Here is a 24,744-nt window from a genome sequence, read left to right as displayed (position 1 = left end):
CTGCCATTTTTTCAGAGTGGTTTGAGAGCTATGTCCTTGATTTTATCAGGATTTTGACTCTGTTGTCACCCCGTCAGAGTATGGCATTCGGCAAAAGAATATATTGCCAATCGACTTTTTACATCAATTGAAGAGCTAGAGTATTTATTGCACCGCCTCTTAAATGAAGGGCAATTAATAATTAAGTGGGGTCGTAAAATCAAAAATAAGGGCAATGCGTGTATCACAGTTTAAATGTGCAACAGCTTATAGCAGAAAAGTTGTTGGCAAATGCCGATCGACAGCCGGGCGATCGGGTAAATTCTAGAGATTTAATCGACTTGGCTATTCAAAGGTTAGCGACTCCAATTCCCCAAGAGGCGATCGACAAAGCGGAAGCAGCTTATCAAGTTATGGAACCACTCGATCGAGCGATTCAGTATTTCCAAGATCGTCCCGATTATCGGGAAAAATGCTATGAGGTTTTGAGTATCGCAGAGCCAAATAAAGTTATTGACGGTATCGATTTACTAGCTCAGGATTTAGGCCGGGAAATAACAGTCAGGACATTTAGCGAGACTATACATGATGTTGACAATTCCTCGTTTCCAGACCGAGCAACGAAGTGAAGCAATATCCAACCTATTTTTGGGGTAATTTATGCGTAATTTATGATATATTTACTCGCGATTTTCCTGTAAATTTACTTTAAATTTTTGTATTTCTGTTAATAGTGGGAGATTGAGATCGAGACAAATCGTTTCAGCGCGTTCGAGATATTCTTGTATTGTTGCTTGAGGTAGTGTCTTGATTTTGAAGCTTGTTTTGGCTAGCTCGAACAATCCTCTAGCCTCCTGAGAAGCAGCACCTAGTTCATGATAAATTATTAAACTTTTTTGAATGTTTTCAACTGAATTTTTAAAATCTCCCAATTCCCGATAACTTAGGGCTAAGTTCAATAAAATATTTGCTTCACCAAGCTGATAGCCAATCTCACGAGATATTTTTAAGCTTTGCTCAAAAAACGGAATGGACTCTTGATAATTTCCTAATAATCTATGAACTCGCCCTAAGATAAACCTAGCATGGTTTTCGCGAATTTTATCTCCAGTTTGTTCAGTAATTTTAAGTAACTCATTTGCTGCCCATATCGCCCGCTCGTACTCTTGGATACTGCTATAAATAGTCGCCAAACTAACGAGCGCATAACTCTTAATGGGTTGGCTGCCAATTCTAGAACCAATTTCTAACTGCTGCTGAACCAAGTCGAGCGCATCTTCTGTTTTTCCCATCATATTATAGGTACTGCCCAGATTGCCACGAGCCTTCGCTTCTTCCTCTAGAGAGTTATTTGATTGGGCAACTTGTAAAGATTCATTAAAAGCATTTAGAGCTAAATCATATTCCCCCTGACTAAGATAAGTCGTTCCCATATAATCCAAAGCTTTATATTTAATCTTATCATCTTTTAGGGCATTGGCAATGTCCAAGCAACTATCTAACTGTTGGAGAGCCGTGTCATAATCACCCAATGCCTCATAATTTTGCCCTAAGTAACACAGTGCATTTGCTTCTCGGCTCAGATCACTCACTTGGCGCGACACCGATAAGCTTTTTTCTAGATAGCCCTGAGCAACTTTTGGTTGACCTTTATAATTGTTAGCTATGCCCAAGCGTAGCAAAATATCGCTATGTACGTGGGATGAGGTGACAAGTTGCCCTCCTTCTTGCCAGTTTTCAGGTATTAATTTGCTGTCCAAATCTAGAATCATATCGAAATCGCCCCACCGCTGGAGATGTTCGTAAAGTCTTGAATTAATATCGGCAGCTTCATCCCAATCTTGTGCTTGAACAGTATGGTGATGTGCTCTTAGAAAAGGTTGGATGTCTTGAGTCGTTTTCCATTCTGATTCAGGCTTAGTATTCATCAAAAAGTAGCTGGAAGCTAGGCGGTGAGCCATGCGGTACAATTCGGGATTGAGGAGTTCCGATGCTTTTTCTTGCACCAATGGGTGCATTTCGTACGATTGTTTATCGGGGTTATAGTCGAGTAATTGCCGACGTTTAAGTGCTTCAATAATATTTTCTCGAACATCGCGCTTATTTGTCTGGGGAAGTTGAGCAGCAATCCCTGTAAAGGATAGCGGGTAGATTTGTGTTTCATAAACTGATATTTGACTTAAACAAGCTAATTCTTCAAGACTAAGGCGATTGGTAACTTCCTCAATCAGAGCATTGAGAGTATTGACTAGCAACCAATTTCGATCTGATAAAAATTTGCAGACACTTCCCTGAAACTCGGCATCATCCAGAATTAAAGCTGCAACCACTTCTAAGGCTTTTGGATGTCGCTCATAGCGTGTTGCCAGTGCTGCTAATTCTTCGGGGGTAGCTGTTAGCTCGAAAGCTTGCAAAAGAGTGACAGCAGCTTCTAAATCCAGTCCGCCTAGAGGGAGAGTGCGGGTTTCTGGTCGCTGCAAGTCTGCGATGGTTTCGCGACTAGCAAAAATCACTTTGCTTTGATGTTCTGCTGCGGCTAACTGTTTAAATAACCAACCATATTCAGCACAGAGATCGTCAACATACCCGGCTCGCTTAGCTTGTTTAATTGTTAGCACTGTTTCAACGTCATCTAGGACTAAAAGGCAAGGCTGCTCTTTCAGTAATTGCACTAAGCGTTCAGTTTTTTGACGATCGTCATCCAGGATGGTAATAGCTGGCGTAATTTCGCCATTGGAAAGCGCAAATAACAAGGAATTTACTATTTTATTAAATTGGCGCGGCGCGCCGGTAGCAGAGCGCAATGATTCCCAGGCGGCGCGTGAAAAAGGAGCGTTTTCGCTGTGAAGTTGGCGGAGTAGGTGAGCGACTAAAGTTGTTTTGCCAATGCCGGCTAAACCAACAACGCAGACAGCAGTAATTACGAGCGTCCTGGTAACGGGATCGAGGAGGTGAGATTTTAAAATAGCGAGTTCTTTTGAGCGGCCGACCCAATTCTTGACAGGGGCGATTTTTTCTGGAAGTGCAAAGCTTGCAGACTCGGCTGGTTTTTGTGGTTTGGGAGAGTGAGTTTCTTTCGGTTCAGCAACTTCTTGCCAGTTAACAGCAACTGCCTGACAAATTCCGATGAAAGCACCTCGGTCAATTGACTTTTTCTGCCAAAACCGCTTCAAAGTTGGTTGTCTAGTGTGGGCAGTCTCCCACCAAATTTGAGTTACAGTTTTCGTCCAGCCCCGCTTGCGTCTGGCTTCGTTAACGATTTCTAGCCCCTTTCCAGATGCCCTGAGAGAATCTGCCATGTCGATCCTGTGCGTGTCGCAGATGGTTTCTAAGATTATGGCTCAGTTTTGCTCACAGCGACAGGAAAAGTGAGCAAAACTGAGCAGCCAAAAATGAGTCAAAGTGAGCCGTCATCTCTGTAGGTATCAGGTATTCTCAACTATATGCGCGGTACTGAAGAGTTCCTTTGTAACCAATAGACCTGCTGGAGTTTGCCTGTGGAGTCCGTCTGTAAGGTTTTGTTACATAAACGGGAACTACGCATAAAAAGTCAGACTGCACTCCAACAGATAGGTAGTAAGTCAGAATCGAAAATTTTCGAGATGGCGAGTAGCTGAGTTGGTCGGAAAGGAGCGCTCTAGATGTTAGCTTCTTCTAGTTCCCAGAACGCACATTTTTGTTGGTGCGCTTTGATGATTTGTGATGTGTTCAGTTGTAAAAAAATAGGCGGTGCATTATGGTATCTAGCAAGTCTTTTGACAAATCATGTCCAATTCAAAGCTTTTTTAGGAGTGTATCTCGCGCAAGTATGATTGGTGGATTAAGTTTTACCTTTTTATTGCTTCTTTTATGCAAGGAGAATGATCGGGCTTTAGCAGCATCACTGTATAAACTTCCTTTCCCTACGGGGAAACCATATGAAGTTACCAAAGGAAATTTTGAACACGCTGAAGAATCATCGTACCCCCAAGTCAGTCAATACGCTTTTGACTTTTCTTTAAAGAAAGGTCACCCAGTAGTAGCTGCTAGGGATGGAGTCGTTATTAGACTTAAAGAAAATTCTAATTCTCGCTGTACTAACGATGTTTCTTATTGTGATTCGTTGGCAAACTATGTAGTAATCGATCATGGAGATGGAGAATCCACTCTTTATCTACATTTAGATTATGATAGTGTTTCTGTCCAAGTAGGTCAATCGGTCAAGCAAGGACAAGAAATAGCTAAAGCTGGTAACACTGGATATTCATTTGGAGAACATTTGCATTTTAGTGTTCAAGGAGTTCCGGCAGCGGGGAAACACTATGCCAATGGTCTAAACAAAGGATTTTCCGATCCTGATGTTTTAGAAAAAAGTCCTGATGGAATTCCAAAAAAAGGTCAAACTTATATCTCTAGTAATTTATTCGTTCAATTTGACCGTCAACAAGCTGAGAATCAGGTTAAACAATTATATCGAGATGTTCTCAATCGCGAGGGAGACCCAGGAGGAGTCGAAGGCAATGTTAATTTGTGGGCAAATGGTGGGAATTTGACTCAAGTTCGTTCTAATCTTGCTACCAGTCCCGAATCTAAGAGCAATATTAACAAGCTTTATCAAGATGTTCTTGGTCGAGAAGGGGATTCAGGGGGAGTCGAAGGGAATGTTAACTTATTAGCAAATGGTGGGAAATTGACTGACGTTCGTTCTAATCTTGCTACCAGTCTTGAAGCTAGAAACAATATTAACAAGATTTATCAAGATATCCTTGGTCGAGAAGGAGATGCAAATGGTGTTCAAGGTTTCGTTAATGCTTTAGGAAAGGATTCTAAATTGAGCGATGTTCGTTATGCAATCGCTAATAGTAATGAAGCCGCGAACCAAATCAAAAATATCTTTCAAGAGATTTGCAACCGAGATCCTGACGATAACGAGTTAAGTCAATGGACAAAAAGGCTTTCTCAATCTCAGCCGGAAACCTTTACCCTCAACGATGTTCGCAAGAGTGTTGAAACAGCTAAAGTATACAATCTTTCCCCTCAAAAGGCATTCATTGACGTGCCTTTAAACCAGACTTTTGCTAAAGATATTTATGATCTAGCAAAAGATGGGGTGATTTCAGGTTTCGGGGATGGATACTTCCGACCGGATTGGAATGTAACCAGAGGACAGTTTGCTAAATTTGTTAGCAATGGTTTCGGATTTACTCCCAATACTTCCTGCGGCAACTTCTTGGACATAGATAACAGCAACACCTTTTACAGCTACATCACTACTCTTAAATGTGAAGGCATCATTAACGGCAATAACGGCTACTTTTTATCTGACCTAAATGTGACGAGAGGAGAGGCAGCTAAATTCATTATAAATGCCTTACAGAAACAGAACAATGACTACAGTTGGACATCCAACCTCTCATCAAACTCTGCTTTTAAAGATGTCCCCGAAACCTATACTTTTTATAAAGAAATTATGGGTGCTTACAAGGCTCACATCGTCGATGGTTTCGATCCCAGTGCTCCTTACGGTCAAAATACTTTTATGCCAGATTCTTCCCTGACAAGAGGAGCGGCAAGTAAACTGGTCAACCGAGGTAGAAGTTTGCTCACCTCTCCTACATATAATATGACCAATGCAGGGTTAAACCAGAAAAAATCTTTAACGCCTTCGGTTACTAAGAACGGGTGGAAATATTTCTTTGATGTTCCCACGGATTTATGGTTTGATCCGCCAACTACCTACGGTTTTAAATTTGAGGCTCTTGAGAATTCCTTATTTACTAGCCTCCTTGATTTTCCCACAGGTGTTGCTGCTGATAACCTATTTACAGTATCAGTTGCCAACCAAATTTTGGGCAACTTTACCCCTGGGCAAAGCGTTGATTTTGTGTCCCTACTCGGCAGTGGAGTTTCAGAGTTTACTGTCACTATTGCTTCATTACTGGACAATACAAATACTACAACTGATGTTCCTTTTCAGCTTGCCTTTGATAAGGATAATGGTAGTTTCAGAATGCAGGAAATTGAGCAAAAAGATTCAGAGCAAGTTCCCGAACCTTCTTCTATCTTAGGTACTCTTTTAGGATTAGGTTTCCTGGGTATTCGTTCCCGCCAGAAGCAAAAAGCAACTGTTAATAGTCGATGAAATCTGAGCGATCGCCCTTCCCCAAAGAAGCGCGATCGCTTTTTCTCAGGATAATTCAGAAAGGCGATCGCTCTGTTAGAAGCTCTCCTGCATAATGTCTTCCCTCAACTCGGCACGAATGTCTTCCTGAGTAGGAAAGTCTTGTGTCCAGGTTCCAGCTAGCGAATTAACCAGTTCCTCCCACCCGGAATTTCGAGAATACATTTTAATTGACCAATACAGCTATCACATTGAACAATTTGCTAAAAATTCTAAGGGCAAATGGGTATTAACAGAACATAATTCAGACGAATCTGTATTAACCCTAGAATCCGTAGACTTTCAGATGCCACTGAGAGAGATTTACGAACGAATTATTTTTGATGTCAAAGAGGAAGAAGTAAGCCAGCCAACCAGTGAAATTCAAGAATAAGATCGAGTCCGCCCAAGCATCCTCGAAACCGGGTTTCTGCGATAATTCTGGCATCTTCACGCCCGATTTTGTTAAGAAACCCGGTTTCTGAGCCCTGCGCGATCGTGAGCTTTGAGCAAACTCGCCGGATCGGGCCCAGCGGGGATAATGCAGCCGGGATTCAGCGGGAACAAATTGCCGTAATAATCGCGCTTCACAGCCTCCAAATCGCAAGTGCCCGCAACTCCCGGTAACTGGTACAAATCGCGCAGATAAGCTCCCAAATGCTCGTAATCTTGAATGCGGCGCACATTGCATTTGAACAAGCTGTAGTAAACTGCATCAAAACGGAATAGAGTAGTAAAAAGCCGCACGTCTGCTAAAGTCACCCGATCGCCACACAGGTAACGACTCCTCAAGAGCCATCGATCGATCTCGTCTAAAACAGCAAACAATTCACTGCAAGCCGAGTCATAAGCAGCTTGAGATTGCGCGAAACCGCAGCGATAAACGCCGTTATTCACCGATTGGTAAATCTTCTCATTCCACTCGTCAATTTGCGATCGCAAATCCCGAGGATAAAGATCCATTTGAGGATTGCTAGCAAACTCGTTAAACTCCGAGTTTAGCATCACAATAATTTCCGAACTCTCGTTATTGACGATCGCCTTTTTCGAGTCATCCCACAGCACCGGCACCGTACACCGCCCCTGATAGCCGGGTAAAGCCAACTGGTAAAGTTCCGGCATCGTGTTGCAGCCAAAAGTCTCCGACTCCATCACCCACATTCCCCCTTCCGAGGGATAGACAATAGACACGGATATGGCATCTTCAAGCCCTTTGAGCGCCCTCGTCACCAGAGTGCGGTGCGCCCAAGGGCATCCCGTACCCACGAAGAGGCGATACCGTCCCGCAGCGGGCCCGTGAGGGTTGTCTGGTGCAGTGCTGACAAAGTTGCGGAAACTGCTGCTGGGGCGAATGTATGCTCCCGTGCGATCGGGCGGCGCTAGTTTTGACATCATTAATTGCCACATTGATGTCCAGACAAATTTGCCTAGCTTGACTGTTACGGATGAAGGAAGCGATTTGTTTTTCACAATGCGATTAAAAGAGGTTTGCTAAACATAATCAGCTTATTTTAACTCACATTGCGAGGTTTATTCCCTCGTTCCCAGGAAGAGCCTGGAAACGCACATCCAGAGGCTCGGCCTCGCTCTGTTCCCTCACGTGAGAACGAGTTTTCTAGGATCTGCCAGAGGCTATTTCAGCATAAGCTCGATCGATCAATCGGCGAGCAACTGTTTGAATTCCCGTATGTTCGTAATAATTGGTAGTCATGTCTAAAAACGCCGCCACATAATCCAATTTGTCATCAGTAACATCAATGTATTGCTTGAGATGGCCTAAAACTATGGCGGGAGTTAAGCCGCGAGACTGTACTAAATTGTTCATCCAACCTTGGGCTGAGGCGAAAGTTGTTGTCACGAATCCAAATTTTGCTGCATTATTTGCGCCGGGAATTAGATTGCTGATATTTTGGAATGTTGAGTTTTGCTGCAAGGTTGAAGGATTCAATCCGCCTATGGTATTTTGTGCTACTCTAATGAAGTCCGGGCCAAGGGGAATTAAACCGTCAGCACACACTAAAGCAGCCATCCGCATCAGAGATTCGCCTTTGTAATGAGATAAATAATTACCAAAGCTTCCCACATTGTTAACGGAAATATTGTTAAGTTTGCAGTAGGCTATTAGCTCGATCGCCACTTTGACGCACAAGTCGATCGTTTGAGTTGTGTCAGCTTTGGGAGTGAGGCGGTTGAGAAAGGAAAGAAAGCCGATGTTTTCGCCGATTTTACTGGCCATAGCCGTTGCACCTAACGCACTGTCGGCGCTGTCTGCTAACTGGTAAAGCCTGACTACGCCTTGATATGGCTCGTTGGGGTTGGCGTAAAGCTCGATCGCGCGATCGCGAATTTTCTCAACTACTTTGCGCTTTGTTTCCCCTGTCACCGCTTGAATAGTATTATCAAAACCACTTAGATTATTCCACTCCCCCGGAACCACAAAATCGAGAGATTTGAGCATCATCACAGTGACGCCACCAGACGGCAAATTGTCAACCAATTCCACAATAGATTTGCTCATCACAAACTCCTGAATAGCCAGATTTAAAGTGTTCTTCCAAATACTCCAGGTTCGGAAAATCCGATTCCAGATTCCCGGTTAATTCCCCAGCACTAAGTAGGTAAGCGCAAATAAATATTACACGACCAGATCCTGTTGTGCAATCCTCTGAGCTTTTCTCTCTTCTCTAACTCTGCGTTCTCTGCGCCCTCTGCGGTTCATTAAAAAAAGTCTTTTTCCCAAAACATTTGCATTTCACTCGCCAGCACCAAGTTAAGTTTCATTATATCGATTGACTCAAAATCCTCGCACTGTGTTAAAATAGAGGGCGCAAAATAGAAAAACATAAAATATGACGGTTGCAGTTAACAAAACTCCCGGATTAGCTTCGCGTTTAGTAAATAGCGTCCTTTCCATCAAACCTTTGGCTAATCTAGCCAAGCACCAAGCGCGGGAAATGATGATAACAAGAGCAGAAAAAATCGGAGTGCATTGGCGACAAGAAGCCCAAGCACTTTTAGCTCGAAATTGGGATGCAGAATTGCTCAGCGTCCAAAATCCCGATATTGTTTACCCGAAATATTATCTAACTTCATTTCACGCTTATGAAAAAGGTAATATGAGTTGGGAATCTGCTACAGAAGTTGAAGTTGCCGCCCGTACAGTTCACGCGGGAATTTGGCCGGAAGCGGGTGCAGAAGGCGATGCAAAACTCCGCGCCAGCTATCACGAAGTCATCAAATCTCAAATTGCTTCTTCGCCGCGAGATATTGTTGATTTGGGATGCAGTGTGGGAATGAGTACCTTTGCTCTTGGGGAGGTTTACCCGGAAGCGAAGATGACTGGGGTGGAGTTGTCGCCTTATTTTTTAGCAGTTGCTAAATACCGTTCCCAACAGCGAGAATCTGAATTTATCAATCAAAAATCTCCGACTTGGGTTCACGCTGCTGCTGAATCTACTGGTTTGCCTGCGGCTGCTTTTGATTTAGTTTCTATTTGTTTAGTTTGTCACGAATTGCCGCAGAAAGCTACTAGAGAAGTGTTCCGGGAAGCTAGGCGTTTGCTACGTGTTGGTGGACATTTGACAATTATGGATATGAATCCTCAGTCGGAAGTTTATGCCAAAATGCCTCCTTATATTTTGACTTTGCTCAAGAGTACGGAGCCTTATTTGGATCAGTATTTTGGGTTGGATATCGAGCAAGCTTTGGTAGATTCCGGTTTTGCACAGCCGACAATCACTTGCAATACAATCCGACACCGCACTATTGTTGCTAAGGCAATAAATAGTGCGGTTTGATATTTGAAATATGTTGGCGGTATAATAAATTTTTTAAGTCTATTATACCGCAACTGCGGTACAATTAATAGTTAGCCTGCTTCATCCTATCGGCGAGGAACTTCCAGTAAAGCTATTTATCAGTCTCCGACGGTAATCAAGAAGCAGTAAAGGGATCGCATATCTAATTGGTCTTGAGTAGTTACAATCAATTATAAATTAACAGGTTACTGCAAATGTCTGACTTGTCGAGCATTGAAAAACTAAAACTTGAAAAAATGTTTGAGATGGAAGGTGGTTATGTTCTTGATTTTACAGACAGAACTTTCCTGGAATTCATAATTGAAAATACAAATATTAACATATATGACGGCAAGTACGATTACGCTAGCGGATCTAAAGCTAATCGATTAAGAGCCTTTTGGACTCAAGAATCTAACTATACTGTTGGAAAATTAATTGCAGATTTGTTGGAATATTGGACAACAAAAAAACAGATAAATCACATAGAAATAAGCCAAGCCGAGCAAGCCTTGTTTGATGCTTGCTATACAATAGCAACACGACTTAAGCAAGATAGCATTGTTGAAAATATTGATGCAATTCAACCATATTCTAATGACAAAGAGTTTTCGGTATTAGCAAAATCAATAAGGGAAAGTATTCAAAATAATGAGCCAGAAGTAGCATTAGATAGACTCCATACTTATATGGTGAAGTATACAAAGAAGCTATGCGATAAACATGGGATCAGTTATGACAAAAACAAACCATTGCATAGCCTTTTTGGAGAATATGTAAACTATCTAAGACAGAACCGCTTTATTGAGTCACAAATGACCGAAAAGATTCTAAAACATTCGACTAAAATTCTGGATGATTTTAATCATGTTAGAAACCACCAAAGTCTGGCTCATGACAATCCTATTTTAAATTATCATGAGAGTGTTCTGATATTTAACAATGTTTCAAGCGCGATTAAGTTTATAGAAGCCATTGAAGCAGAACAATCAGAAGTTGACGAACAAGACGAAGTTCAAGCAAAGTGGGATGAGATTCCCTTCTGAAGAGGTTTGCTGTTTTTGTCAATCCGCACCCTAACAATCGTGTTGCAAAAGTTATCGTTCCTGTTTACAGGATACCCCATCCTGCTTAAATACTTCCTCGATCTCTAAGTCCGCGCAGGCTGACTTCGTTTGTATAGTTGCGGTTTCAACCGCCCGATGCTCTTTTTACTGAGATTAACATCTCGCACTATGCTACCGTAGATACTTTTTCGTACTCTTCACTGTGTTTTTGCACTGCATCCCAAATATCAACTTTTTGCTGAAGATTAAGCCACAGTTGAGGGCCATTCCCTAACGCTTTCCCAATCCGAATTGCCATGTCTACTGTAATTGGTCTTTGACCTAAAACAATTTCGTTGACACTACGGCGCGATACACCAAGTATCTCAGCAAACGTGGTTTGAGTCATTTCAATATCTTCAAGCACATCTGAAATGACCTTGCCCGGATGTACTGGTCTGACTTTCCTCCCTTGAATAATGTTTTGTATGTCTTTCATGCAACTTTCCTTACGGTTTAAGTTAAATTTTTAGATTTTGTTTTATGGGCTAGTGATAATCTTCGAGATCTATATCGTATGCGTTGTTATCCTGAAATGTAAAAGTTATACGCCAGTTACCTGATACCTTTATTGACCAAGTTCCCTGTCTATCACCTTTAAGCTCGTGTAAATCATAGCCTGGTATTCTAATATCATCTATAATTATTGCTGTATCTATTACTTCAAGTCTTGCTCTTGTCCTTCTTTCAAGTTCTTTAGGAATTCCTTTTGCATTACCTTCCGTCAATAATCTTTCTAATGCTTTATTTTTAAAAGTTTGTATCATGTGAAATAATTCTTCAATCAAGGCTGAATATCCAGTTCATAGCACTTATATATATTAATTAAAAGTTTTTGTAACCTTGGAGATTACTTTACTAATGTAACCTATGAGGTTACAGATGTCAAGCCTAAAATGATTGCCAAAGCAAAAATCGCTCCAATCTACTAACAGGGCTGGATCTGGGAGAACTAAAAAGTGCTCGTAGCGGCTGAGCTAAGCAAAGGGTGTTGGCGGTCAATGACGCTCCAAAACTGGATTCGATCGCAACTGCGGTACAATTAAGCGTTAGACAGCAGTCTGAGCTAGAACATTTTAATAAAACCCTAAAAGAAGGACATCTTCATGAACTCGACAGCCCCCTCTCAAAACATCATCGATTGTTTGCAGGTTATCTTGGATGCCACTGCATCGAAGAATTACGAGCTTTTTACTACAGTCGGTGATGCAGGCTACAAAGCGAGCATTACACAAAAAATGTTTGACGATGTTAGCGAGCAGCTTGCTTCCCGCCTGCAAAAGGGATACTCAATTAATTATTTTGGTGAGATAAAACAAGGTAATTTTCCGATTTATTTGTGGAAGCTGAGTTTTGAAGATGGTGGAGATGAATTTGTGGCACACATGACTATGAATGAAGACAAAGTTGCTGGGATTTTCATCGAATAATATATCTTGCTTGACACGGTGTTTCACTGAATCTAACGCCGATCGCCCACAACCGTTAATCGAAATCGATCGGGCGGAACAAACGTGATTCCCCGGCGCGCCGGACGAATTGGCCGATCGAGATTCGATACAAACTCGCGGGAAGACAGCACCGTTGCTAACACCAGCTTCATTTCAAACATCGATAACGCCATCCCGATGCAGCTTCGACTCCCGCCTCCAAACGGTAAAAATTCAGAGGCCGAAAACTTGCGTTCTAAAAAGCGATCGGGATTGAACCCGGCCGGATTTTCGTAGGTTTCAGGCCGACGGTGCGCCAAATAGACACAGGGGATTAAAATCGTTCCCGGTTGATATGTATACCCTTCGAGTTCGATCGTCCGTTTCACCTTGCGCGGCTGCGAAATTAAGGCAATTGGATAAACCCGCAGCGCTTCCTTGCAGACTGCGGTTAAGTAGGGCGACTGCGAAAGCGCGATCGGATCGGGATTCTCGCCCAATTCATCCAATTCCTTCCGCAACCGAGCAAGGCATTCGGGAAACTGATGCAGCCAGTAAAACGCCCAAGTCAACGCCGATCCAGTCGTTTCATGTCCCAATAACAACAGCGTCATCAACTGATCGCGCAATTCTCGATCGCCGATGGATTCGCCGCTGTCGTCGCGGGCCATCATCAACACCGACAGAATATCCGTGCGAGACGAATCGAGAGAATGCGATCGCCTCTCGGCAATTTCCGCATAAATCAGCGAGTCAATCTGCGCCATCTGCTGCAAAAACTGCCCCCACGGACTCCAAGATCCCAAATTTTGCTGCAACGGTTCAAAGAAAAATTGTATCGAGTACAGCTCAGAGGTAATCGCCTCTAAAAGCTTGCTGAGCAATTGTTTCAGGCGTTCGTAGCGCTCTCCCGGCACTAATCCAAACACGACTTGCAAGATTACTTGCAGCGAAATTTCTGACATTTCTTCGCGGACTGCGATCGCATCTGGGGCTTTCCAGTCGATCGTCTGCTTTTTCGTCAAATCAACAATCAAATGCCCTTGACTGTGCAACTGTTCCCGATGCAGCGCGGGCATTAATAGCTGTCGCTGCCGCAGATGTCGCGGCCCTTCATTCATAATTAGGGATTCATTTCCCACCAGCGGGCGAAATACGTTGGTCACTTTGCCAAACTCAAAGGCATCGGCTAACGTCGTAAACACCGCCTGAATCGCTTCTGGACTGCCCAGAAACACCACGGGGGGCGAAGAAGGCCCCAACACGCGGGCGGTAAATGTATCGCCGTATTTAGCAGAGTAGTGATCGAAAAATGCGATCGGGTCAGCTACCAGCGAAAGCGTTTGGAACAAAGCAGGAGAACGAGATCCGGTAGGCAGCGTCATTGAAAAACTGGCGATACACAATCTTTCTAGTGTATATCGATCGACCTTGCACCCGGAAATTTATCTGCGATCGATCGCGAACTGTAGTTTAGACTAAAAAATGAGCGCAGCTAAAAGTAGCTGCCTTTGAAGAGGAGGCAAGCTGTTACTCAAAAATTCCAAAGGTAGAAGATTAAACAGCTAATCTTGAAGACTTTTTGCATCGAGAAACCCGTTTTTTTACAGTGGGATAGCAGGGTGCCTTAGTACGTACCTTTCCTTTGTCACAGCCGGGGGATTTTTCCCTATGTTTAGGGATTTGGTAGTAATAAATCTCTAGTTAAATTTAATTATAGTAGATGATGCAGGAGTTTTACTTTTTTTAAACAAGCTGAAATCGTGGCAACGCCCCTTCGCCAGATTGCCAAAATCTCAATTATGCTAACCTAGGCAAGCAGCAATCCCTTGTCACGAAGGCGATTAGCATAATTTCACACAATTTATTTTATTGAGGAGCGGTGTATCCCGTATGGCAAACCTGATCGGCACAGACAGCAACGACTTTATTCTAGGAACTCCGCTGGGTGATCGAATTCGCGGCTTAGATGGCGATGACACGCCCCTGGGTGCGGGAGGAGATGACACCCTAGAGGGCGACGGCGGCAACGACCAGCTTCTTGGAGGTGACGGATCAGATTCGCTGATTGGCGGTGAAGGAAATGACGAACTTATTGGCAACCAAGGCCGCGATTTCGCTTCTGGCGGGAATGGGGACGATTCGATTCGTGGCGGTTTGGGCAACGACATCCTCGAAGGCAACGACGGGATAGACAGCGTGGTGGGAGACGCCGGAGACGACTTAGTTAGTGGCAACGCGGGCAATGATATCATTGCCGGCGGTACTGGCAACGACACCCTCACAGGCAATGACGGCGACGATTCCGTTTTCGGGAATGCTGATGATGACTTTCTCTACGGGAATGCGGGGAACGATTCTCTCAACGGCGGTAGTGGCAGGGATCAAATGTTGGGCAGTGACGGCAACGATTATTTGGCTGCCGGCGAGGGCGACGACACTTTGTACGGCAATGCCGACAACGATTCGCTCTTCGGAGATGCTGGTAATGACCAGATATTCGGCGGCAAGGCTGACGATACAGTTTTTGGCGGCAGCGGTTCCGATACCCTTCGCGGCGATGAAGGCGACGACTCGGTACTGGGAGATGAAGGTAATGACTTTCTGTTTGGTGGCAAAGGTAATGATGGTATCGACGGCGGTTTTGGCGATGACTCCTTGGCCGGAGGTATCGGCGACGATACAATTTTGGGCGGTTTCGGCAATGACAATTTATTTGGGGCAGAGGGTAATGATTCTCTGATCGGAGGTGAGGGTTCGGATACTCTGACTGGCGGCAGCGGCAGCGATGTTTTTGGATTGGGAGCCGGGCCTGGCAGTTTGGTTTTAATTAATGATTACAATGACGCAGAGGATTTCTTTGGACTGCCGAACAATTTATCTTTCGCTCAACTGCAAGTTCGGCAAGGTAACGGTGCAAATGTCAGGGATACAGTAATTACGACGCTCGACGGCAAGCTTTTGGCAATTTTGACCGACACTCCGGCGGGGCTGATCGAGGCGAATGATTTTATCGCTGTGACTGGGACTGTGGCCCCCAGACCAACTACAACTACAGTTACAACTACAGTTACAACCACAACTACAGATCTAGCTGCGACTCCAACTCCAACTCCAACTCCGACGCCGACTCCAACTCCAACTCCGACGCCGACTCCAACTCCAACTCCGACTCCAACTCCGACGCCGACTCCAACTCCGACGCCGACTCCAACTCCGACGCCGACTCCAACTCCGACGCCGACTCCGACTCCAACTCCCACAGCAGCACCGACTCCCACAGCAGCACCGACTCCGACTCCAACTCCGACTCCGACTCCCACAGCAGCACCGACGCCGACGCCGACTCCGACTCCCACAGCAGCACCGACTCCGACGCCGACGCCGACGCCGACTCCGACTCCCACAGCAGCACCGACTCCGACGCCGACTGCTTCGAGGATTCCGACTCCGCCGACAGTTAGCGTGCCCGATTCGCCTCTGCTGAGCATTAAGTCGATCGCCCCCACGCAGGCTCCCGGACTATTGTCAATGCCCAGCCAGACGGCGGTGCCGGACCTGATACCCTTACCTCCTAAACCTTGGTTCTAGGCGCGATCGCGCAGCTCAGTTATGAGTGATGTAAAACTCACTAAACTCATCACTCATAACTATTTAACGTCTTGGGGAGTTTCGGCCGAGTCTTGTGGCGACTCGGCTGGAGAATCTTCTAGGGGAGATAATTGTTGGGTGTACCCCAAGAGCGATCGAAGTTTCATGCGGTGGATGTAAGGCCAGCCGCCATTGGCTTCAATATTCCTGAGCAGTTTGTAAAGTGCTTGGCGGTTGTCGGGAAAAGACGCTTGAAACAAACCGTCCCGAATTTCCCGGTGCGAAGCTTCCAGCGTCCGCAGCAGGGCCAAAAGCAGCAGACTGTCTCCCTGACAACTTTCGGCTAAAGTCCGAATCGCCTCTGTCAGCGAGTGCATTTGAGACTGCAACTTTTCTGACTCTAAATCTTTGCCGTTGTCCATACCGCTGCTTCCTTTGAAATCTACAAGGCCTTTGTCCCCAGCCTTTTGGTCAACCGACTAATCGAGCTAGTCGCGATCGCCATTCGGGGTCATAAGCAAAGTAACTTAAGTAGGTTGACTTAAGCAATATTAATTTGCAATCCAAGTCAGGAAAAGAGCACCACCCGTCGTACCATGTGTATTGGGCTGCGATCCGAACATGATTGAGAAATCATAAGTTCATGCTTATTTTCACGACGCACTAGCTTGATTTTTTGAGTCAATGCCGGTGTCGGTGAAGCGAGCGCTCTGGATCTAAATGCTGCCCTAAGCGCTGGCCTAGCCTGCCGGCGGGCAATTATATTTTGCTCGAAGTAGGGCTTTTTCTTAATATAATCCGATGTTGGATATTGAGGTTGGCAATGAAATATCGTGCTTTAATTGTTGCACTTTTAGCATTTTGCATGAGTGCGCTGGTTGCTTGTTCTTCTGCTCCTGACACGACGGTGGCGACTACTGAGTTGCTCACCTACGACGAGATTAGAGGTACTGGCTTGGCTAATAACTGCCCTAGCTTGGCAGAAACTTCTCGGGGATCGATCCCCATCGAAGCGGGCGGCACCTATAAACTGACTGGTTTGTGTTTGCAGCCCACAACTTATTTTGTGAAGGAAGAACCAGCAAACAAACGCCAAGAGGCGGAATTTGTGCCTGGTAAATTGCTGACCCGGTTCACGTCGAGCATTGACCAAGTTCAAGGTACGCTCAAGGTGGGTACTGACGGAACTCTGACTTTCACAGAAGAAGACGGCTTGGATTTTCAAGCTATTACGATTCAATTACCGGGCGGAGAGCAAGTACCTTTCTTGTTTACCATTAAAGAATTAGTTGCCAGTTCCGATCCCGGAGTGGTTGCTATCAATACTTCCACCGATTTGAGAGGGGAGTTTAACGTTCCTTCTTACCGCAGCGCAGGCTTTTTAGACCCTAAAGGTCGTGGCGTATCGACTGGCTATGACAATGCTGTAGCGCTTCCGGCTACTGACAATTCCAAACGTGTGCGGGCTAATGTTAAGGTAGCTGACACCCGCACTAAAGCGGGCAAAATTTCTCTCCAAGTTGCTAAAGTCAACAGCGCCACTGGCGAAGTTGGCGGGATTTTTGAGAGCACGCAGCCTTCTGATACTGATTTGGGAGCTAGACCGGCTCTGGACGTGAAAATTCGGGGTTTGTTTTACGCTCGCATTGAGCCTTCTGTGTCGTAAAATTGGCTTTCAGGATCGATCGAACTTAAGCAGTTTTTTGCCCTAAAGGTACTGCTCGCTCTTCATTAGCCAACAGTCTTGAGCAACATAACTTAGGACTGTTGACTAATGACTAAATTTATGAGATAATGGTGATGATTAACAAGTTATTAAGTTGGGATTTTTAATTAATTAAAGTATTGTATTCCAACCGCTTTCAGATTATAATATAGCGTTAAAAAAATCGGTTAAATTGGGGCTTGTGCCGCAGGCATTCTAACTGTTAAAGTTCTGCCTTCTGCCGACAACCTTCGGATAATCCCCCTAGCTCGCCGAACCTCCCCAAAGTTCAACGGGTGTGTCCACTATCACACCTATTAAGTGCTACGATTACACTACAATCAAGGTGATTTTTTTAGACTAGATGGGAAACTAGATCTAAAGCAACCTCCGTCCTCTGCCCTACCAACCCTTATGCCACCATGTCTACCACACTACCGAACGAGCTAAAAAGCGAAAATTTCCAATTGTTGCGCGAGTACCAACTTTCTGGATCGAATGAAATCCGCAATCAGTTAGTTAAACTGAATATTGGACTGGTCAGAAAAGAAGTTTACCACTGGATCAACCAGTGCGGTGAAAGCTATGACGATTTGCTGCAAGTCGGATGTATTGGGTTGATCAGGGCGATCGAGCGGTTTGATATCGCCAAGGGACACGCTTTTAGTTCCTTTGCAATTCCCTACATACGGGGCGAAATTCAACACTACTTGCGGGACAAAAGCCCTTCTGTGCGATTTCCCCGCCACTGGCAGTCCCTGGAACGCAAATCAGTAGCAGCGATCAAGGATTTGCAGGTGCAGTTAAACCGCAAACCTACGGATGCTGAAGTAGCAGCAGTCCTTGAGGTTTCTGTACAAGAATGGCAAGAAATTAAGTTGGCCCATCTCAACCGATCGCCTCTGAGTTTGGACGCGCCGATGCAAGATGAAGATGAGGGGGCTACTTGTCTGGGAGAATTGGTGCCCGATAGCAAGTATCGGAGTTTTCAGTTGGCGCAAGAGGATCAAATTCGCGTACAGCAAGCTTTGGCTATGTTGGAACAACGGACTCGCGAGATATTGGAGTTTGTTTTTCTCTACGATTTGACGCAGAAGGAAACGGCTGAACGCTTGGGTATCAGTGCGGTGACTGTTTCTCGGCGAGTTAAGAAGGGGCTGGATTTGCTCAAAGAGATTATGACTAAACAGCTTTAGTTATGAGTCAGTAGTTATGAGTCAGTAGTCAACAGTCAACTAACCACTGACTACCAACTAATTTTTAGATGCTGCGGACAAATTTATCGAGCCTTTCTACGGCTTTTTTAATTGTGCCTAAATCGGTAGCATAAGACAAGCGGATGTGGTCGTCTGCACCAAACGCAATTCCCGGAATAACTGCTACTTGCTGCTGTTCTAAGAAAGCGTCGCAAAATTCCAGAGAATTCATTCCAGTCTTGCTGATGTTGACAAACATATAGAAAGCACCGTCTGGTTTAATACAGCTAATTCCAGGGATAGCATCGAGTAATTCAAATATTACCTGGCGCCTTTCGGCAAAAGCTAGACGCATTGTTTCGACAGACTCTTGGCTGCTTTCCAAAGCTGCGATCGCGCCGTACTGTGCAAAAGTACACACGTTTGAGGTACTGTGACCTTGAATGGTGCTGGTGGCCTTAATTAATTCAATCGGCCCGGCCAAATAACCGATTCGCCAGCCTGTCATCGAGTAAGCTTTAGCAAAACCGCTGCTGATCAGGGTGCGATCGAATATTTCTTTGCCTAGGGAACCGATGCTGACGTGTTGAGCGCCGTCATATATAATTTTTTCGTAAATCTCGTCAGCAACGACTAAAATATCTCGATCGACTATCACCTCGGCCAAGGCTTTGATTTCCGCCCGAGTATATACCATTCCCGTCGGGTTAGAAGGTGAATTCAGTACAAATAACTTGGTTTGGGGAGTAATCGCTCGGCTGAGTTGTTCCGGTGTAATTTTATATCCTGTAGAAGCATCAGTCCGTACAATTACTGGCTTGCCGCTGGCGAGTTTCACCATTTCTGGGTAGCTTAGCCAGTAGGGAGCCGGAATAATTACTTCCTCTCCAGGCTCGATCAGAGCCATCATCAGATTGTAGAGGGAATGCTTGCCGCCGTTGGTGACAATGATATTTTCCGGTTGATAGTTGAGATTATTGTCATCGCGGAGTTTGCGGGCGATCGCAGCTTTTAACAACGGTTCCCCAGCCACAGGGCCGTACTTAGTCTTCCCCTCGTCTAAAGCTTGTTTTGCCGCTGCTTTAACGTGTTCGGGCGTATCAAAGTCGGGTTCTCCCGTACTCAAACTACAGACATCAATCCCTTCGGCCTTCATGGCTTTAGCCTTAGCTGCGATCGCCAAGGTTATAGAAGGAGAAACCTCACCCACTCGTGCTGCCAATTTAATCATTGGATTTTAGATATTAGATTTTTGACTTTAGATCATAGGGTGACAAATCTTGATATTCAACCCTGTTGTTAGGGAATTATGACATTTGTTTACATAGTACGTAAAGGATTAAGCAATTAAAGAATAAAAATTAAAGAAGCTCTTAGTTTTAATTTTTATTTTTTAATTTTTAAATTTTGACGTTATTATTGTAGCATTTTTGATGCCTCGTTACCCTCAACGCCGACCTGCAAGCTTATGGATCTCAAATCTCTGATTCGCGACATTCCTGATTTCCCAAAGCCGGGAATTCTGTTTCGAGACATTACAACTTTGCTGCGCGACCCGCAAGGGCTCAGCTACACCATTGACAGCTTAGCCGAAAAATGCTCTGCAATGTCTGTTGACTATGTGGTGGGCATGGAATCGCGGGGCTTCATCTTTGGCGCGCCTTTGGCTTATAAAATGGGAATAGGCTTTATTCCTGTCCGCAAGCCGGGGAAACTGCCCGGTGCGGTTCATTTTGCTGAGTACGAGTTGGAGTACGGTGTCGATCGGCTGGAGATGCACCGAGATGCCATGACAGCGGGCAGCCGGGTGCTGATTGTGGACGATTTAATCGCCACTGGCGGAACAGCGGCGGCGACGGCTAAATTGTTGGATCAAGCTGGCTGCGAGCTTGTCGGTTTTGCTTTTATCATTGAATTACAGGCTTTGGGCGGCAGGCAGAAATTGCCCGATGTGCCGATCGTCACGCTAGTGGAGTATTAGTCACTTGACAGTTGACAGTTGACAGTTGACAGTTGACTGTTAAATAAAAACTACTGACAAATAAGACCCTTGAGCTTTGCATCGGAATTATTCATCTCTCTCTTCTGGAGACTCTGCTATCTCTGCGTCAAGAGCGGTTAAATCATTCCGATGCAACCGGAATTAATATCATTCACCAATCTAAAATCTAAAATCTAAAATCTAAAATCCTATGACTTCTCTTAAGTTAAATCGAAATGGGCGGATGTTGAATTCTCTGTTTGGTGGCGAGACATTTACTTATGTTTTCAAGCGACTGTTGCAGGCACTTTTAACGCTATTTTTGGCATCGGCTCTTTGTTTTGCAATTATTGAGCTAGCACCTGGAAATTACTTGGATACTTTGAGCCAAAATCCCAAGATTTCGCCGGAGACTCTCAAGCAACTCGAACAGCAGTTCGGCTTAGATAAACCAGCTATTGTGCAGTATTGGTTGTGGCTGCAACAAATTGTGACGCGGGGGAATTTTGGCACGAGTTTTGTGTATCAGCGATCGGTAGCTTCTCTGCTGTGGGAACGGGTACCGGCGACGTTATTAATGGCGATCGCATCTTTGATTGTAACTTGGGCGATCGCGCTTCCCTTGGGAATTGTCGCCGCCGTCAATCAAAACCGCACAGTCGATCGAGTTCTGCAAGTAGTCAGCTACACGGGACAAGGATTTCCCAGCTTTATCACAGCGTTGCTGCTGCTATTTTTTGCTCAGAATACTTCGCCTCTTTTCCCCGTCGGAGGAATGACAAGTATCGACCACGCAGACTTACCTTGGTGGGGTCAAATCCTCGATTACGGCTGGCACTTAATTTTGCCAACTGTCGCCCTCAGCCTTACTGGTTTTGCTGGTTTGCAAAGATTGATGCGCGGACAATTGTTGGACGTGCTGCGTCAAGATTACATCCGAACAGCACGGGCGAAAGGTTTGCCGGACGATCGAGTAATTTACATTCATGCTTTGCGGAATGCTGTTAATCCGTTGATTACGCTATTGGGTTTTGAGTTTGCGAGTTTGTTGAGCGGTGCGTTTATTGCGGAATTTTTCTTTAATTGGCCGGGTTTGGGAAAGCTGACTTTGGAGGCGGTGAACAATCAAGATTTGTATTTAGTAATGGCAAGTTTGATGATGGGTGCGACGATGTTGATTGTGGGGAATTTGTTGGCGGATTTGCTGCTGAAAGCTGTCGATCCTCGGATCAAGCTGGAAGATTTGAAGTGATAGAATCATATTTGACTATAAATTTGATTCTCGTTAAATTCTGTTGTGACACAATCATTTTCAAAGAATGTTCCTAGCCCTCGCTTTTCCAATCAGTCCCCCGCGACGCTAAATGATGAAATTCGATTGGCAGATGAGTTAGGTATCATACCCATTAAAGTGGGAGCAGCAGGATTTGACAATATAATTAATGAAGGTACTGTCAAATGGGCAGTGACAACAAACCTATAACTCCTTATAATTCCGAAATTTTTAGATGTTAACAATGAAATTTACCATACGGTTATAACTCGCGGTCAGCCTGTTTTGGCTGCGGGAGAAGCCGAGATTGTCGGCAGCAACGGTTCATATATTGTGCTAACAATCAGCAATCACAGCGGGCATTTTAGACCCAATTCAGAGAGCTTAGAACTAGGAATTACAGCCTTTAGGCAGCAAGGGGTTGATACAAATAATGCTGATATCGAATATGTGGAGTAGATAAATGATGACTCAATCTCCTACGACAATATCCCTCGCTCGCATTCTCCAACAAAATGCCGAATCTGTACTGATTTGGGCGAACAACATATTTTCAGGTAAAACCGCCCAACCACAAGACTTTAACTGGCTGTTATTAGCCGATGTTTCCTCGGCTAAGGCTCGAAAAGGTGAAAATGGTTCCGGTTTGTGCGATCGCAAATGGGCAGAAGTCGCGATCGCAATTTACGCTCGCAAGGCCGATGATGCCGAGCGCAAAAAACCAGGTAGTGGCGAGTCTTTTACGATTTCCTCAATGATGTTGCGGGCTGCGGCGATCGAAAAACAGGAAGTAATTTCCGATCGTACTGTTCTCGATGTTAACTTAATTTTAGAATGGTTTTGGGATCACATCAAAGAGTCGCAGGAAGATGTCGAAAAAAAGGCAGCTAATTGGAAAACGCTACCTATTGCAGAAATTCGCGAGTTAAGAAAACTTAAAAATCGATTGAAAGTTATTGCAGCACTTTCTGATACTGATAAATATGTTTTAGATGAAAAACTCAACACTTGGCTTTTACTACGCGATAAACTACCCTAAAAGTGCGATAAATATTCCCATGCCCCATTCCCATGCCCCATTACCCATCTCGGAGTGTTTTATGTCAGAACAACAACCAAACGAGCCAATGAGTTTTAGCTGCTTTGCGGACTGGTGCAGGCATATTGACAGTCTTTCAGAAGAGGCAAGGTACACAGTTGAACGGTTGTTAAACAAGGCTGGCACTGATGACGCTGAAGCAGCGGAGCGGAGACTTTCAAGCATGACAAAACTGGAGCTCAGCTACAATAGAATTACCGACATCAGCTCTCTCGGCTCGCTGACCAATCTGACAACACTGGATCTCAGCTACAATCAAATTACCGACATCAGCTTCCTCGGCTCGCTCACCAATCTGACAACACTGAATCTCTGCCACAATAGAATTACCGACATCAGCTCTCTCGGCTCGCTCACCAATCTGACAAAACTGTCTCTCTACCACAATCAAATTACCGACATCAGCGCGTTGCGATCGCTCACCAATCTGACAGAACTCGATCTGATCGGCAGTAGAAATCCAATTGCCGCTCTCACCGTGTTAGGCGAACTCGCACAGAAACGGCGCACTCTTTCGACTAAGCCAATTGATGCTGAAAAAGCCACAGAATCAGTCAAAGTTGCTTATGCCGCTATTGGCTTACAAGAACCCGAAGTTATTGTTTGGAGCAGTCTCCGCGACGCTTTTCTCCAAATCTTCAACTTGCCTAAACACGACCATTCACAAAACTGCTCAAACGAATGGAGCAGGAATAGATTGGGGGAAAGACTAGACTGGAAATGGATTTCCCCATCGATTATGGGAGAATTTACCAGTCCGACGGTGTGGTACTACGATCTCCATCGCATGACGATCGAGTGCGAAGCAGATAGCACACTGCGTTCGCTAATCGGTGAATTGGTTCGCGAATATACGGTATCGGCGAGACCAAGGATAGGGAATGTTTTGAAAGATTTTTTGTCCTACCTGGGATACCCTAAAACCCCCACAACTTTGTTTAAAGAAATCTATTTAACTGAACTTTATATCTCTTCATCAGGCATCAATCTCTCGGAAAAGGCACAAGAAATACTTCGTTCCCAAAAGCTGCTTTTCGAGCATTGCGGTTGGATATTTCCCTTTGAAAAGTTTTGCGCGGTGTGCGATCGCCCCCGCCACCTGCGCTTTGACAGTCAAAACCGCCTGCACGCCGAAGGAGAACCTGCGATCGAGTTTGCGGATGGATGGAATTTTTACTATTATCACGGTGTCAGATTGCCGGAAAAATATGGTCACGTCCACCCAAATCAATGGCAATCCCAATGGATTTTAACAGAAAAGAATGCCGAACTTCGGCGAGTGTTAATTCAAGGAATTGGTTACGATCGCATTTGTCAAGAGTTGTCAGCAGAACAAATAGATAGTTGGCAGGAATATGCACTCTTAAAAATAGATAAGCTGTTGTGCCTTTAAATAGGGTATAATAAAAAATGAGTTTAGTCAATCTCTACAAAAATGCCAGCTAAAA

19 protein-coding genes and 3 pseudogenes are annotated in these 24,744 nt (G+C 44.7%); 14 read left to right on the top strand and 8 right to left on the bottom strand.

All coding sequences use genetic code 11. The annotated features are described in order from the left end of the window. Positions 1-78: 78 nt before the first annotated feature. Positions 79-234 (top strand): annotated as a pseudogene (locus QT996_RS24815) (IS630 family transposase); the annotation flags it as partial. Positions 235-236: 2 nt separating this feature from the next. Then, on the top strand, positions 237-608 hold the full coding sequence (locus QT996_RS24810) for a hypothetical protein (protein WP_333049820.1): 372 nt from the start codon (positions 237-239) through the stop codon (positions 606-608). A gap of 51 nt (positions 609-659) precedes the next feature. Here the strand turns inward: QT996_RS24810 and QT996_RS24805 are convergent, their stop codons facing one another. Next, positions 660-3,278: a tetratricopeptide repeat protein gene (locus tag QT996_RS24805; RefSeq protein ID WP_333049818.1), complete on the bottom strand. Its 2,619-nt coding sequence runs from the start codon at positions 3,276-3,278 to the stop codon at positions 660-662. 437 nt (positions 3,279-3,715) lie between these two features. Here QT996_RS24805 and QT996_RS24800 point away from each other — a divergent pair, with 437 nt between their 5' ends. Continuing rightward, complete coding sequence (locus QT996_RS24800; protein ID WP_333049816.1) at positions 3,716-6,100, top strand: peptidoglycan DD-metalloendopeptidase family protein; 2,385 nt, start codon at positions 3,716-3,718, stop codon at positions 6,098-6,100. Positions 6,101-6,583: 483 nt separating this feature from the next. Here QT996_RS24800 and QT996_RS24795 read toward each other — a convergent pair whose 3' ends face one another. Both QT996_RS24795 and QT996_RS24790 read right to left on the bottom strand, forming a co-directional pair. Then, positions 6,584-7,525 carry a glutathione S-transferase C-terminal domain-containing protein gene (locus QT996_RS24795; protein WP_333049821.1) on the bottom strand — a complete coding sequence of 314 codons (942 nt, stop codon included), beginning with the start codon at positions 7,523-7,525 and terminating at the stop codon, positions 6,584-6,586. Between the two features lie 208 nt (positions 7,526-7,733). Continuing rightward, the gene (locus QT996_RS24790) at positions 7,734-8,636 is read right to left on the bottom strand and encodes a hypothetical protein (protein ID WP_333049814.1); all 903 of its coding nucleotides are present in this window, start codon (positions 8,634-8,636) and stop codon (positions 7,734-7,736) included. 331 nt (positions 8,637-8,967) lie between these two features. Here QT996_RS24790 and QT996_RS24785 point away from each other — a divergent pair, with 331 nt between their 5' ends. Beyond that, on the top strand, positions 8,968-9,915 hold the full coding sequence (locus QT996_RS24785; RefSeq protein ID WP_333049812.1) for a class I SAM-dependent methyltransferase: 948 nt from the start codon (positions 8,968-8,970) through the stop codon (positions 9,913-9,915). Between the two features lie 215 nt (positions 9,916-10,130). Next, entirely contained in the window at positions 10,131-10,961 is an 831-nt protein-coding gene (locus tag QT996_RS24780; RefSeq protein ID WP_333049811.1) for an abortive infection family protein, read from the top strand. Positions 10,962-11,148: 187 nt separating this feature from the next. Here QT996_RS24780 and QT996_RS24775 read toward each other — a convergent pair whose 3' ends face one another. Together QT996_RS24775 and QT996_RS24770 are read right to left on the bottom strand one after the other, a co-directional pair. Then, positions 11,149-11,460: a HigA family addiction module antitoxin gene (locus tag QT996_RS24775; RefSeq protein ID WP_333049809.1), complete on the bottom strand. Its 312-nt coding sequence runs from the start codon at positions 11,458-11,460 to the stop codon at positions 11,149-11,151. Between the two features lie 49 nt (positions 11,461-11,509). Then, entirely contained in the window at positions 11,510-11,809 is a 300-nt protein-coding gene (locus tag QT996_RS24770; protein ID WP_333049806.1) for a type II toxin-antitoxin system RelE/ParE family toxin, read from the bottom strand. 318 nt (positions 11,810-12,127) lie between these two features. On the opposite strand from QT996_RS24770, the gene QT996_RS24765 reads away from it, so the two are divergent. Next, entirely contained in the window at positions 12,128-12,451 is a 324-nt protein-coding gene (locus QT996_RS24765; protein WP_333049804.1) for a hypothetical protein, read from the top strand. 32 nt (positions 12,452-12,483) lie between these two features. On the opposite strand, the gene QT996_RS24760 is transcribed toward QT996_RS24765, so the two are convergent. Continuing rightward, on the bottom strand, positions 12,484-13,836 hold the full coding sequence (locus QT996_RS24760; protein ID WP_333049802.1) for a cytochrome P450: 1,353 nt from the start codon (positions 13,834-13,836) through the stop codon (positions 12,484-12,486). A gap of 508 nt (positions 13,837-14,344) precedes the next feature. On the opposite strand from QT996_RS24760, the gene QT996_RS24755 reads away from it, so the two are divergent. Beyond that, positions 14,345-16,042, top strand: a complete 1,698-nt coding sequence (locus QT996_RS24755; protein WP_333049801.1) for a calcium-binding protein — start codon at positions 14,345-14,347, stop codon at positions 16,040-16,042. 59 nt (positions 16,043-16,101) lie between these two features. Here the strand turns inward: QT996_RS24755 and QT996_RS24750 are convergent, their stop codons facing one another. Then, positions 16,102-16,464: a hypothetical protein gene (locus tag QT996_RS24750; RefSeq protein ID WP_333049800.1), complete on the bottom strand. Its 363-nt coding sequence runs from the start codon at positions 16,462-16,464 to the stop codon at positions 16,102-16,104. A gap of 401 nt (positions 16,465-16,865) precedes the next feature. Here QT996_RS24750 and QT996_RS24745 point away from each other — a divergent pair, with 401 nt between their 5' ends. Then, positions 16,866-17,708, top strand: coding sequence for a photosystem II manganese-stabilizing polypeptide (locus QT996_RS24745; RefSeq protein ID WP_333049798.1), 843 nt, complete (start codon positions 16,866-16,868; stop codon positions 17,706-17,708). Positions 17,709-18,169: 461 nt separating this feature from the next. Next, positions 18,170-18,943 (top strand): RNA polymerase sigma factor SigF, encoded by a 774-nt coding sequence (locus QT996_RS24740; protein WP_333049797.1) that lies wholly within the window; start codon positions 18,170-18,172, stop codon positions 18,941-18,943. 64 nt (positions 18,944-19,007) lie between these two features. Here QT996_RS24740 and QT996_RS24735 read toward each other — a convergent pair whose 3' ends face one another. Then, positions 19,008-20,174: a pyridoxal phosphate-dependent aminotransferase gene (locus tag QT996_RS24735; protein WP_333049795.1), complete on the bottom strand. Its 1,167-nt coding sequence runs from the start codon at positions 20,172-20,174 to the stop codon at positions 19,008-19,010. Between the two features lie 237 nt (positions 20,175-20,411). On the opposite strand from QT996_RS24735, the gene QT996_RS24730 reads away from it, so the two are divergent. From QT996_RS24730 to QT996_RS28735, 5 genes and pseudogenes are all read left to right on the top strand, one after another. Then, on the top strand, positions 20,412-20,924 hold the full coding sequence (locus QT996_RS24730) for an adenine phosphoribosyltransferase (RefSeq protein WP_333049793.1): 513 nt from the start codon (positions 20,412-20,414) through the stop codon (positions 20,922-20,924). Positions 20,925-21,135: 211 nt separating this feature from the next. After that, entirely contained in the window at positions 21,136-22,176 is a 1,041-nt protein-coding gene (locus QT996_RS24725) for an ABC transporter permease (RefSeq protein ID WP_333049792.1), read from the top strand. A 484-nt stretch (positions 22,177-22,660) separates the two neighbouring features. Continuing rightward, the gene (locus QT996_RS24720) at positions 22,661-23,236 is read left to right on the top strand and encodes a hypothetical protein (RefSeq protein WP_333049790.1); all 576 of its coding nucleotides are present in this window, start codon (positions 22,661-22,663) and stop codon (positions 23,234-23,236) included. Then, a pseudogene (locus QT996_RS28740) lies at positions 23,190-23,768 on the top strand (leucine-rich repeat domain-containing protein); the annotation flags it as partial. The gene QT996_RS24720 and the pseudogene QT996_RS28740, both read left to right, overlap by 47 nt. A gap of 504 nt (positions 23,769-24,272) precedes the next feature. Then, positions 24,273-24,671, top strand: a pseudogene (locus QT996_RS28735) (DUF6745 domain-containing protein); the annotation flags it as partial. Between the last annotated feature and the right edge of the window lie 73 nt (positions 24,672-24,744).

This window comes from Microcoleus sp. S13C4, assembly GCF_036700865.1.
Lineage (GTDB): Bacteria > Cyanobacteriota > Cyanobacteriia > Cyanobacteriales > Microcoleaceae > Microcoleus.
Note: the sequence above shows the minus strand (reverse complement) of the source record. Positions and strands in the feature narration are given on the sequence as shown.